Here is a 12,392-nt window from a genome sequence, read left to right as displayed (position 1 = left end):
CAGGACAGATTAACCCGAAAACCGATCTACAGACCAGTTTGTTTCAGTCTTATCTTGCTCTCAGACGATGAATTCATCGCCGTTCACACAGCAGATGAACCAAATAGGAGACTTGAAATGAGTAGCCCAGCAAACTTCAATGGTCAGCGACCGGTAATCGATCCGAATGACGCAGTCATGCTTCTCATCGACCATCAGAGCGGTCTTTTTCAGACTGTTGCGGATATGCCGATGCCTGTTCTGCGCAATCACGCGACAGCGCTTGCCCGCATGGCAACGCTGACCAACATGCCGGTCATCACCACCGCATCTGTACCACAGGGCCCGAACGGGCCACTGATCCCCGAGATCCATGAAAATGCGCCGCATGCGCAATATGTGGCGAGGCGGGGTGAGATCAACGCCTGGGACAATCCCGAATTCGTCAAGGCCGTCAAGGCGACCGGTCGCAAAACGCTCATCATCGCCGGCACGATTACCAGCGTTTGCATGGCGTTCCCGGCGATCAGCGCTGTTCAGGATGGATATAAGGTATTCGCTGTCGTGGACGCTTCCGGCACTTATTCCAAGATGGCACAGGAAATTACACTGGCGCGCATTGTACAGGCTGGCGTGGTGCCGATGGATACGGCTGCCGTGGCGTCCGAACTCCAGAAAACCTGGCATCGCGACGATGCGCAGGAATGGGCGAATGTCTATACGAAGATTTTCCCTCCCTATCAGCTTCTGATCGAAAGCTACATGAAGGCGCAAGAAGTCGAAAAGAACAGCGAACAGCTCGATTCACAACGCGGCTGATCAGAAACGAACAGGGCGGCAATCATTGCCGCCCTTTTTACAACGGAATTGGCTGGTTCGATACTGATCCTCAATACGTGGCCAGCATCGCAAAGGGATGATTTTAATTGATACGATCATATGAATCGATTTTCCATTATCAATATATCATATGATTGACGGTTGATCGCTATTCACGAAATTATGGCCCATCTACATAGCTTATATGCAAGGGAGGTTTGCATGTGGAGGGTTGGAATTGACGTCGGCGGTACTTTTACGGATTTGTTTGCCTGGGAGGAAAAGACCGGCAATCAGGTTACCGCTAAGGTTCTGACAACAAAGCAGGATCGTTCCATCGCAGTCCTTGAATCCATTGAAAAAGCCGGGATCGATATTTCGGATATTTCATATCTGATGCACGGTACGACGACTGCGACCAATGCGCTGATCGAGCGCAGCTATCCCGATGCTGCGTTCATCACGACGGATGGTTTTCGCGACACGATCGAAATAGGGCGGCAGCATCGTCAGTATCTGTATGATCCCTACCAGACAAAGCCCAAGCCCGTCATCAAACGGCGTTATCGCTACACGATCCCGGAACGCGTGAATGTTCGTGGTGAATCCGAGCGTCCGATGGATGTCAGTGCGGCACGCGAGGTGGCCGCCAGAATTAAAGAAGCGGGCATTCAGTCTGTGGGTATCGGCTTCATCAACTCCTATGTTGGGTCGCAGCATGAAGAGCAGATGCGCGATATTTTGCTCGAATATTGTCCCGATATTCACGTTGTTCTCTCTGCGGAAACCCGTCCGATTTTCCGCGAACATGGCCGCTTCGTAACGACTGCCGTTCGCGCGGCATGCATGCCGGTCATGGTAAAATATATGGACGATCTGGAGAGCCGTCTTGACCAACATGGTTTTGCCGGAAAACTACTGATCCTGAAGAGTAGCGGCGGTGTTATGTCGGCGGGCGCGGCACGCCAGCATCCAGAAGACATGCTGGAATCGGGTCCGGCAGGTGGCGTGGCCTATGCCGGCTATCTTACCAAGCAAAGCGGTTTTGAGCGCATTCTGCACACTGATGTAGGCGGCACGAGTTTCGATGTTTCCATTGTCGAGAATGGCAAAGGTCTGATTACGCGCGACCACGAACTCGAGTGGGAAGTGTCGATTGTCGTTCCTATGCTCGACATCCACAGCGTGGGTTCTGGTGGTGGTTCCATCGGCTGGGTTGATCAGGGTGGCTCGCTGCGTGTAGGTCCCAAGAGCGCCGGTTCAGAGCCCGGGCCCGTATGCTACGGCAGAGGCGGCACGCAACCGACAATCACCGACGCCAATCTGATCCTCGGTCGCCTTGATCCGACGCTGAATGGTAAGTTTGATCTGGATGCTACCGCTGCGGAACAGGCTATTTCCGCGCTTGCCGAAAAGATCGGGCTTTCCACGCTTGCAACTGCTGAAGGCATGATCCGGATCGGTTGCGAATATATGGCGCAAGCGGTGAAAAAGGTTCTTGTTGCCCGGGGTCGTGATCCGCGCGATTTCGTTTATGCCAGCTTTGGTGGTGCAGGTGCCTTGCATGCCTGCATCGTGGCCAAGTCGATGAATATTCCTAAAGTCATTGTTCCGCCCCATGCAGGTGTCGCCTCGGCATTCGGCGCGACGGCGATGGATCTGCGCCAGGATATCGAGCAGTTCTACTATTCCCCAGTTAAGGAAGCAGACCTCGGAAAGATCAATGCTATCCTTGCGGATCTGGAAACAAAAGCCACGCAGGCCTTGCTGGATCAGGGCTTCCAGAACAAGAGCGATATCGAACTCATCCGAACCGCCCAGATGCGCTATGTGGGGCAATCCTATGAGGTGGAAACACCCTTACCGAACGGCGTGCTGACGGCTGAACTGCTGCCAGATATCGAGAACGATTTCCACGCCGTTCACAAACAGGAGTTCGGCGTCAGTTCTGAAGATTTCGCACCTACTTTTGTTTCCTTTGGTGTCACCGCGATTGGCCGGATGGAAGATCCTCCCGTCGTGGAAATCGCACAGTCTTCAGGGGAGGAAATTCTGAAGAGCCAGCGCGACGTCTATTTTGATGGCGAGTGGACGAGCTGCAACGTCTATGACGGTGAAGCATTGGGTGCCCGACACGAGATCACCGGTCCGGCAATCATTGAGTATGAGCACGCTTGTACCGTTCTGCCGCCAAAGACACGGGCGCATGTCAACACGACAGGTTCGCTTGTCATCGACATTGAAATCTGAGGGAGGAGATAGTGATGGATAGCCAAACCACTCAACATGATATCGATAACGATATCGATCCGATCACCTTTGAAGTCATGCGCAGCATTTTCGAGTTTGCCAGCGATCGTATGGCGACTGTACTACAGCGCTCATCTTTCTCGCCAATTCTGGCGGATATGCTAGATTTCTCCAACGCAATCTACGACGCCGACCTGCAATTGTTGAGTCAAGCTGCAAACTGCCCGGTGCATCTTGCAGCGATGAAGTTCAGCGCGGAAGAAGCCGTCAACAGTATCGGCAAGGAGAATGTTCTCGAAGGCGATGTGCTGGTCCTGAACGATCCGTATCGTGGTGGAACCCATATCAATGACATCACGTTTACCAAGCCGATCTTCTACAAAAAGCAGCTGATCGGTTATGGGGTCAGTCGAGGACATTGGATGGATCTGGGCGGTGGCGGCGCTGGCGGTCAGTCCTTCAGCACCCATATCGCTGCCGAAGGTCTGCGTCTGCCGCCGCTGAAAATCTATTCGCAGGGTAAACTGAACGACGACCTGATTGCCATCATCCTGAATAATACGCGCACGCCGCACTTCATCAAGGGAGATATTCAGGCGCATCTTGGTGCACTGCTTGCGGCTGAACAGGAGTTGCAGCGCGCCTGTGATCGCTATGGTGTTGAAATCGTCCAAAAAGCCATGAAGAAAATTCAGGCTTACACCGAAAGGATGGTTCGTGAGAGCATTCGCACGATTCCCAATGGTATCTATGAGGCGGAAGACTATGCCGACACGGATGGCATTAGCCAGCAGCGCGTGAAGGTTAAGGTCAAGCTGGAGATCGGCGATACGTCGATCAAGGTCGACTTCACAGGAACCGACCCGATCTGCCAGGGTGCGATTAATTCACCGCGTGCCAATACAATGTCTGCGGCGCTTTATTCACTGCAGTTCTTCTTGGCGCCGGATGCTCCGCAAAATCAGGGCCTGTTTAACCCGATTGAAGTCGTGCTTCCCGAGGGTTGCTGGCTGAATGCCAAATGGCCAGCGCCTACCATTGGTTGTACGACTTTGACGGCCTCCAAGATTACCAGTGCGATCTGGCAAGCCTTGGCAAAAGCCATTCCAGAACGGGTTACGGGGTCAACCTGTTCCGACGCGAACTGGTTCGTTGCAAGCTGCACAGATGGTCAGGGCAAGACGGACGTGTTTTCCGATCTTCCAGCCGGCGGCTGGGGAGGAACGCCTTTCTCCGACGGTATGAATGTCACCATGGATCCGCTCGGCAACTGCATGAACATGGCTGCCGAAACGGCTGAACTGTTTTTCCCGATCGCCTATGAGGCCTTCGAACTGAGAAGCGATTCAGCTGGTGCCGGTCAGTACCGCGGCGGATTGGGTGCCCGGTTCAAGGTGCGCTTCTTTGGCGGCGGTGAACTGGGCATGGAAACATCGCGCACTTTGGCCGGAAGCCCCGGCGCGGCTGGTGGTCTTCCAAGCGTGGTGCAACGTGCAAGCCATATCGGAGCGGATGGTTCAGCGGCCGTAATCGGCGGCATTGATGGCGAAGGCGTGTGGCACAATCCTCTGCTGGCCTCGCACAAGTTTGCAGCTGGTGAGACATTTATGTTCGAAAGCACCGGCGGTGGCGGGTGGGGCAACCCCAAGACGCGCTCCATCCATGATGTGCTGGAAGATGTGCTCGACGAGTATATCACTGTGGAAGCGGCCAAAGATCTTTATGGCGTGGTCGTAGATCCAAAAACGTTGAAGCTTGATGAAGCTGCTACGCTTGCACTGAGAGGCTAGGCGTTCAGTCTAAACCCGACGATTAGCATGCGCGGCATCAATGCGGTGCCGCGCAGTGGGGAAGACATCGCCGAGACCATCCTCCAGGCCGGATCTGAGTGAGAAGGTAGAAATCATTATGAAATTCCGGTTCTCAAAACCGCTTAAACGAAGCTACTGGCAGGAATCCATTGAGCCGTTCGCTCCTTGCGAGCCGCTGGAAGGAAATGAGCGGGCTGATATCGCGATTGTCGGCGGGGGCTTCGTCGGTCTGTGGACTGCAATTACCATAAAGCAGCACGAGCCCGATTGTCGTGTTGTCGTTCTTGAAGCGGATGTGTGCGGCGGTGGCGCATCGGGGAGAAACGGCGGCTTTGTCATGTCGTGGTGGCCGAAGATTGGCACACTAAGGTCGTTCTGCAGTGAACAGGAAGCGCTGTTTCTGGCGCAAAGCTCGGAGACGGCGATCTACGAACTTGATGAATTTTGCCAGACCCACAACATCGACGCACATTTTGTGCAGAAGGGGTGGCTCTGGACCGCGACAACGCCTGCCCATGTCGATTCATGGAATGGAACCCTTGAGGCCTGCGAACGATTGGGCGTTAGGCCCTTTGAACGTCTCTCGAACGATGAAATCAAACGACGCACTGGTTCGACAAAGCATCTGTCCGGTGTTTTTGAGGCGTCCAATGCGACTGTACAGCCCGCAGCGCTGGTGCGGGGCATGCGCCGCGTTGCGATGGAACTTGGCGTCATTATACACGAGAAATCGCCCGTTCATCAGATCGATGCAGTTTCGCGCCTTCAACTGAAAACCGACCGCGGTGTGGTGTCCGCCGAAAAGATAGTGCTGGCGACCAATGCCTGGTCTGCGGCCATACCCGAACTTGCCCGGCTCATTACCCCGGTCAACAGCGCGATTGTGGTGACACCGCCGCTCGGGACCGATCTTGAAGAAATCGGCTGGGTCGGGGGTGAATCGATCACGGATTCGCAGCTGATGGTCGATTATTATCGCACCACGCGGGATGGGCGCATCGCTTTTGGTAAGGGGACAGGCGCGATCTCGTTTGGCGCGCAGATCAAAGGTGTCTTCAGTGAAGACCAGAACAGCATAGATCTCACCAAAGCGGATTTGCTCTCGACTTACCCCATTTTGGCTGGCCGCGCTGTCAGTCATAGCTGGTCTGGACCGATTGACCGCACGTATGACAGCCTGCCCGTTTTCGGTTCCCTGAAGGGGCACCGAAACATTTATTACGGCATAGGCTGGAGCGGTAATGGCGTTGGACCAAGCCGGATGGGCGGACGCATCCTTGCAAGTTTGGCGCTTGGTCGTGATGACGAATGGAGCCGCTCATCCTTAGTTGGCCGCCAGTGCAGGGCGTTTCCGCCTGAGCCGTTGCGATATCTCGGCGGAAATCTGGTGCGAAACGCTGTTATTCGCAAAGAGCGGGCCGAGATGCGCGGTGTCAAGCCAGCTCTAATAGATAAGGTTCTGGCGGGACTTGCCCCTTCAGGCCTTGAAGACAAATCGTGAGGAGATTGCGATGTCGCCAGTTTTAATGCGCATTGACGATGACAGCGCCTTTAGTGCTTACACGCCCGTTGGGGCGCCGACGAGTGCCACGGTCGCGCAGGTGCGAACGGCTGGTGCCGTGCAAATCCCGGAGGGCAATTCCGGGATATGGGAATGTACGCCGGGATGTTTTCGCCGTGGTGTCGTGCAGGCCGAGTTTAGCTATTTCATCGAAGGGTCTGGTTGCTTTCGCGGTGATGACGGCACAACAGTAGAGTTTCGCGCTGGCGATACCATCTATTTTGCCGCCAACACGCAAGGCGAGTGGGACATCCGGCAGAGTGCGCAAAGCCTATGTTATTTTCGGCTAGGAGAGTGTATTGGGCCGAAAGGCGGCAAACCATAACTGGCGTTAAAATTGTTTCAGAAATACAATTCACTGGAACAGTACATCAGTCGAGTTGACCCATGCCTTTGCGGATAGCAGATATTATCAGTATGCCGGAACTGCGCACGCGCGCGGTCAGTGGTGAACAGGGTTTGGACCGCCTCGTCCGCTGGGCCCATGTCTGTGAATTGTCCGACCCTACCGAATGGTTGGGTGATGGCGATCTGCTGATGACCACTGGCATGGGCGTTCCTTCCGATCCTGATGCACAGGTCAGATATATAGAGGCGCTTTCGGAAGCGAGCCTCGCCGGTATGATGATTGGCGAGGATATGCAGGCTCCGACTAATCTCGACGCCCTTAAGGAAACGGCGACACGTCTGGGCTTTCCATTGCTATTTACCCATTATGGTGTGCCGTTTTCGTCTGTCACCAGAGCTGTGATCGATGCTGCCCGCGTTGAGGAGTTTGAGCGTCGCAATGCGATAGCGCGGGTGTGTGTCAGTGCTCGAATGGCCATCGAAGGGTTGGGCCTCGAAGAGCTTCTGCAGCGGCTGGGGAGAGACGTTCGTGCGGAACTATCCTTGTGGGACCCGCAAACACACGAATTGTGGCTACCGAAACAGGGAGCCCTGTCTGAAAAACTTCGTGAGTTTCTGGTTCAGCAAAAGCCAGACACCACAAATACCCAGCCGGTGGTCCGCAGACATGCAACAGAAGGTGGTGAAACCCTTGCCATTTCAATACCGTCGCGAAGGCGATGTGTCTTGCTGGCGCATCGTAACGGTCACGATTATGTCGATTACAGCCTGCTGAACTATATGGCGGCAGTGCTTGGCATCGCACTGGAGCGCTTGCACGTGGAATGCGAGCGCAGTCTCCGGTCCGGCGCGGAACTCATGGAAGAACTGTTTCAATTGCGCCTTTCTCGTCATCAGGCGAGCAAGCGGGTCGAGCAATTTGGGCTTCAGCTTGATCTGGCGCATCTCGTAGTTGCAAGACGGGGTGCATTGCAGTTCGTCGAATTGGCCTCACTTTTTGAGAGGGTCGATGCGGCAGTGCTGCCCTATCCATTGGGCGAAGAGCTGGTATTAATGATGCAACGCGGTTCTGCGCCACAAATCGCCACCATTCTTGAAACGGAACTGGGGGTCAGCAATCCGATTGGGAACTGTGATCGCCTCGAAGATGCGCTTCGTGAAGCGCGTCTTGCCCTCGCGCATGCAAATTCGAACCGGCCTGCGGTGTTCTATTCGGAAGTCGCGGACAGACTGCCTTGGCTTCCGCAGAATTTGGATGAAGCGATGCAGACCTTTCGTCACGTTCTGGGGCGTCTCGCAGATCATGATGAAGAGTCGCGGGCTTCATTGCTGCTCACACTGAAGATTTTTCTCGAACAGAACCGGTCGTGGCAGGCTTCGGCTGAGAAATTGCACATTCATAAGGCGAGCTTGGTCTATCGCGTTCGCCGCATCGAGGAACTGACCGGACGCTCGCTCAGCAATACCGCAGACGTGACAGCCATGTGGCTGGCACTCCAGGCTGCGGAGATTTTGGGACTTCCGCAATTGCGCGCGACGAAACCCTGACCGAGCTATCGGCCCGTATAGCGGGTAGGTTTCTTATCGAGAAAATTCCTGACAGCATCGCGGAAATCTTGCGTATCAGTTGCTTCTATGAAGGCTGCCTGTTCCGCTTCCAGTTGGTCTGATAAAGACAGGTCATTCCTCATAAGCTGCTTGAACAGGCCAAAAGCATAGGTTGGGCCACAGGCAATCTGGGCCACCAATTCGTTCACTCTTGCCGTAAACTTATCATCGCTGACCACTTCGTTGACGAAGCCCAGCTCATGGGCTTGTGCAGCAGTGAGTTTCTGTCCACGTAGCATAAAAGCGAACGCCGCCTGTCGCCCCAACCTGTTCTTCAAAAACCACGTGCCGCCGCAGTCTGGTACAGTCGCCAGCTTGTCATAGGCTAGAACGAACTGGGCAGTTGTATTGGATATGACGTAATCGCAGCCGAGAACCAGACTGAGGCCCGCGCCTGCCGCCGGGCCCTGAACCGCCGCGATGACTGGAACCGGGCAAGCCTGTAGAGCCAGAATTGCCGGATGCATATGGCGCAGAAGTGCTTTCAATGCCAGATCAGCCTTGTCTGGATCATCGGCAAAAGCTGCAATGTCGCCGCCAGCGACAAAGGCTCGCCCGGCGCCACGAAGCACTATGCAACGCAGACCCCTTGTAGCAAGAGCTACGTCGACGACATCTCTAAACGCCGCTGCCATTGGCTCATTGAGCGCGTTTAGCTTATCGGGGCGATTGAAGATTATTGATGCGACACCGGTATCGGCGTCCATATCAAGCAGGACTGGGTTCATGTTTATTTTTCTCTCATTTCAAGGATAGTTTGGGGGACGGATCATTTGGAGCGCCTGACTGTCAATGTCGTGCTTGCCAGTATGATCGTGGCGCCAATAAGCGCTTCTGTGCTGGGGATGATTTGCCAGACGACCCAAGTGACGACCATCGACCAGGGCAGGCTGGAATAAGCGAAAGGGGCAAGAAACGAAGGCGACGCCATGCGATAGGCGACTGCGCTAAGCCCGAGGGCGAGACTGGAAAAGCAGGCGGCAGCGCAAAAAAACAAGGCATCGGAAGGAGCAACGGGCGTCCAATGCCAAAGAGCGATGGGCATGATGAGAAGCGCCGAGAATCCCGCGCCATAAAAAGCGATCGACCAGATATTATCTTCGGGTGGAATATGGCGCGAGCAGACCGCATTGATGGCGTATAGGAGGCTTGCCGCCGCAACAAATAGCATGGCGGGCTTGAATCCTGTCGTGCCCGGCTGAATAGCCACCACCACCCCGCCAAAGCAAAGCAGTACGGCGGCCCACGTCGAGAGGCCAATTTTCTCCTTAAGGACGCCCCAGGCAATGCAGCTGATCATTATGGGTGAGAGAAACAGGATGACGGTCGCTTCCGAAACGGTCAGGCTTTCCAGTGAGCGAATATAGAAAAACGCTGCCGTAAGGCCGATAACGCCCCGCAATGCGTGAACATCTATTCGTTTTGTACGGATGCTCTTTTGTTTGGTTGTGCAAGTATGGATCAGATAGAGTACAGGCAGCGCGATGAGACTGCGTAGCAGAATGATCGAGGATACATGGTAGCGGTCTATCAGCAGTTTTGTCATTGCGTCGTTCAAAATGTAAGACAAGCTGCTGAAGCAAATGAGAATTGCCGGGACTATTCGATGCCACGTCATGGCAGAAGCTTCCCGGCGGGGGTGTCGAGACTATTGGCATAGATAGATCCATTGCGCCGCCGATAGGCGCTGTACCCGTTCCTCAAGGATGAAGTCGATATCTGCACGGTTTTCCCCATTTTGCCGTTATAGTCGATTATAGTTAAATGATTTCAATAAATTAAAAAAAAGTTGGACGTTCAGCCAATATTTGTATTGACTTACAGTCTCAGAATTTGAAGATTTACTCAACAAGTTTTCCAGTAGGAGGGGAAGAAGTGAGGACACGCGTTACCGAGCTTCTGAAGACGCGTTACCCAATCGTCCAGGGAGGGATGCAGTGGGTAGGCAGAGCGGAACTGGCGTCGGCAGTATCCAATGCCGGTGGGCTTGGCATTCTGACGGCGCTGACCCAGCCGACGCCAAAGGATCTGGTGCTAGAGATTGAACGCTGCCGCCAGATGACGGATCAGCCTTTTGGTGTCAACTTGACCATCCTCCCAACGACATCGCCTCCTCCTTACGAGGAGTATCTCGATGTAGCGTTGTCTGCAGGTGTCAAGATCATTGAGACCGCCGGACGAAGCCCCAAAGAGTTTATTGCCAAGATCAAATCCGCTGGCGCTATCGTTGTTCATAAGTGCACGGCGGTGCGTCATGCGCTTTCTGCTGAACGCGCAGGGGTTGATGCCGTATCAATTGATGGTTTTGAGGCTGCCGGGCATCCCGGTGAAGATGATATTGGTGGTTTGATACTCTTCGCCGCTGCGGCGCGGCAGGTTCGAGTGCCATTGATTGCTTCAGGCGGCATTGGAGATGGTCGGGGCATGGCCGCTGCCTTGATGCTTGGTGCCGAGGGCGTGAACATGGGAACGCGCTTTTGCGCAACCAAAGAAGCGCCAATTCACGAGAACATCAAGCAAGCTCTGCTTTCCGCGAATGAACGTGACACCAATCTTATTTTCCGCACCTTCCGCAATACCGGACGTGTTCTGAAGAACACGGTTTCTGATGAGGTTGTGACTATCGAAAATCGCGCGGGAGGCGCGGAGTTTTCGGATGTTCAGCCACTTGTGTCGGGAAGCCGGGGGCGAGCTGCACTTTCGACAGGGACCATTGATGACGGTTTGATATGGGCAAGCCAGGCCATCGGGTTGATCAATGATATCCCCAGTTGCGGCGAGCTTATCGAGCGGATGGTTTCTGATTGTCGTGCGGCGCTGAAGGGAGGGCTGGAACTCTTTTCCAATTGATGGGCATAGGCCGCTCGAAACGCCTTGGAGGAGGAACGGTTCGGGCAAGGCCATAAATCAAAGCAAGATGATCGGGCAAGATAATTGCCAAAATGGGAGGAACAATGAAAACCAGGATTATGATTGCGGCGGCTGTCGCAATGTTTGCCAGTGCCGCATATGCCAATGAGACGGTCAGCTATGCGTCCTATGGTGGTGCCTATCAGGAAGGCGTACGCAAGGCCATTCTTGACCAGCTTCCGGCAGATCACGGCATGGACGTTGTCGACTATGTGTTGGCTGGTGGTATACGCGACATCAGAACAAAGGTGCGCGCCAAGGCTGTCGATATCGACGTTGCGGAACTTTATGGCGGTCTTTGCGATCTGGCCGGAACTGAAGATCTTCTTGTGCCACTGGATTATTCTAAGATCCCCAACGCGTCAGGTATTCCAGAGCATTTGCGCAGCAAATACTGGGTTGGCTTTACCGCTTATACGACGGTTCTCGCCTATAACAAAAATGTCTATGGAGACAATCCGCCCAAGAACTGGACCGACTTCTTCGACGTCGAAAAGTTCCCGGGTAGCCGTGCCATTTCGGGCAATTCGCCTGCGACGAACATGGAAATCGCGCTCATGGCGGATGGCGTCGACAAGAAGGATATCTATCCTATCGATATGGATCGCGCGATGGCGAAGTGGCAAAAGCTGAAGCCGGATATCGCGGTTCAATGGGCCACCGGCGCGCAAGCCACGCAGCTCGCCACATCTGAAGAAGTCGACATGCTCTCCATTTGGGCAGCCCGCATCGATGCGGCGATCAAGGAGGGCGCGCCTTATGCCTATAAGCTCAACGACGCCGTGATGGATGTCGAATGTCTCGTCATCCCAAAAAACTCGCCAAACCCCGAAGGCGCGATGCGCTTGATCAATCATTTGCTTGATCCGAAGTATCAGGCGCGTCTGCCCGATTACATTTCATACGGTCCTATGAACCAGGATGCGTTTCGTCAGGGTCTGGTCTCACCTGAGAAGGCCGCCAGGATCATCACAAGTGGCGATAACCTGAAACAGCAGCTCATCACCAATATGCCGTATTGGGCGAAACACAGCGAAGAAGCCCAGACAAAGTGGGATTCAACCATGATGAAGTAACCGGCGGTCGGGGTGCGGGTTATTTGAGCT

Annotated in this window: 10 protein-coding genes; 8 read left to right on the top strand and 2 right to left on the bottom strand. The window is 54.3% G+C overall.

Translation table 11 applies throughout. The features are described from left to right. The first annotated feature begins 117 nt into the window (after nt 1-117). The 6 genes from FHW03_RS16105 to FHW03_RS16080 all read left to right on the top strand — a co-directional run bounded on the left by FHW03_RS16105 (nt 118) and on the right by FHW03_RS16080 (nt 8,316). The gene (locus FHW03_RS16105) at nt 118-798 is read left to right on the top strand and encodes a hydrolase (RefSeq protein WP_182521550.1); all 681 of its coding nucleotides are present in this window, start codon (nt 118-120) and stop codon (nt 796-798) included. A gap of 222 nt (nt 799-1,020) precedes the next feature. After that, nucleotides 1,021-3,048 (top strand): hydantoinase/oxoprolinase family protein, encoded by a 2,028-nt coding sequence (locus FHW03_RS16100; RefSeq protein WP_182521549.1) that lies wholly within the window; start codon nt 1,021-1,023, stop codon nt 3,046-3,048. A 14-nt stretch (nt 3,049-3,062) separates the two neighbouring features. Then, nucleotides 3,063-4,838 carry a hydantoinase B/oxoprolinase family protein gene (locus FHW03_RS16095; protein WP_182521548.1) on the top strand — a complete coding sequence of 592 codons (1,776 nt, stop codon included), beginning with the start codon at nt 3,063-3,065 and terminating at the stop codon, nt 4,836-4,838. A gap of 118 nt (nt 4,839-4,956) precedes the next feature. After that, nucleotides 4,957-6,360, top strand: a complete 1,404-nt coding sequence (locus tag FHW03_RS16090; protein ID WP_182521547.1) for an FAD-binding oxidoreductase — start codon at nt 4,957-4,959, stop codon at nt 6,358-6,360. 10 nt (nt 6,361-6,370) lie between these two features. Beyond that, a complete protein-coding gene (locus FHW03_RS16085; RefSeq protein ID WP_210277299.1) occupies nt 6,371-6,745 on the top strand; it encodes a cupin domain-containing protein in 375 nt (124 codons plus the stop codon). Between the two features lie 62 nt (nt 6,746-6,807). Next, entirely contained in the window at nt 6,808-8,316 is a 1,509-nt protein-coding gene (locus FHW03_RS16080; RefSeq protein ID WP_182521546.1) for a PucR family transcriptional regulator, read from the top strand. A gap of 5 nt (nt 8,317-8,321) precedes the next feature. Here the strand turns inward: FHW03_RS16080 and FHW03_RS16075 are convergent, their stop codons facing one another. Together FHW03_RS16075 and FHW03_RS16070 are read right to left on the bottom strand one after the other, a co-directional pair. Next, nucleotides 8,322-9,104: an enoyl-CoA hydratase-related protein gene (locus FHW03_RS16075; RefSeq protein WP_210277298.1), complete on the bottom strand. Its 783-nt coding sequence runs from the start codon at nt 9,102-9,104 to the stop codon at nt 8,322-8,324. A gap of 41 nt (nt 9,105-9,145) precedes the next feature. Then, nucleotides 9,146-9,994 carry a DMT family transporter gene (locus FHW03_RS16070; protein WP_182521545.1) on the bottom strand — a complete coding sequence of 283 codons (849 nt, stop codon included), beginning with the start codon at nt 9,992-9,994 and terminating at the stop codon, nt 9,146-9,148. Nucleotides 9,995-10,308: 314 nt separating this feature from the next. Between FHW03_RS16070 and FHW03_RS16065 the strand changes: the two genes are divergently transcribed. Further along, a complete protein-coding gene (locus FHW03_RS16065; RefSeq protein ID WP_377515023.1) occupies nt 10,309-11,226 on the top strand; it encodes an NAD(P)H-dependent flavin oxidoreductase in 918 nt (305 codons plus the stop codon). Nucleotides 11,227-11,330: 104 nt separating this feature from the next. After that, nucleotides 11,331-12,362, top strand: coding sequence for an ABC transporter substrate-binding protein (locus FHW03_RS16060; RefSeq protein WP_182521544.1), 1,032 nt, complete (start codon nt 11,331-11,333; stop codon nt 12,360-12,362). Nucleotides 12,363-12,392 lie beyond the last annotated feature (30 nt).

Source organism: Ochrobactrum sp. RH2CCR150 (assembly GCA_014138095.1).
Classification (GTDB): Bacteria; Pseudomonadota; Alphaproteobacteria; order Rhizobiales; family Rhizobiaceae; genus Brucella; species Brucella gambitense.
This window is presented reverse-complemented; position numbering and strand designations above follow the sequence as displayed.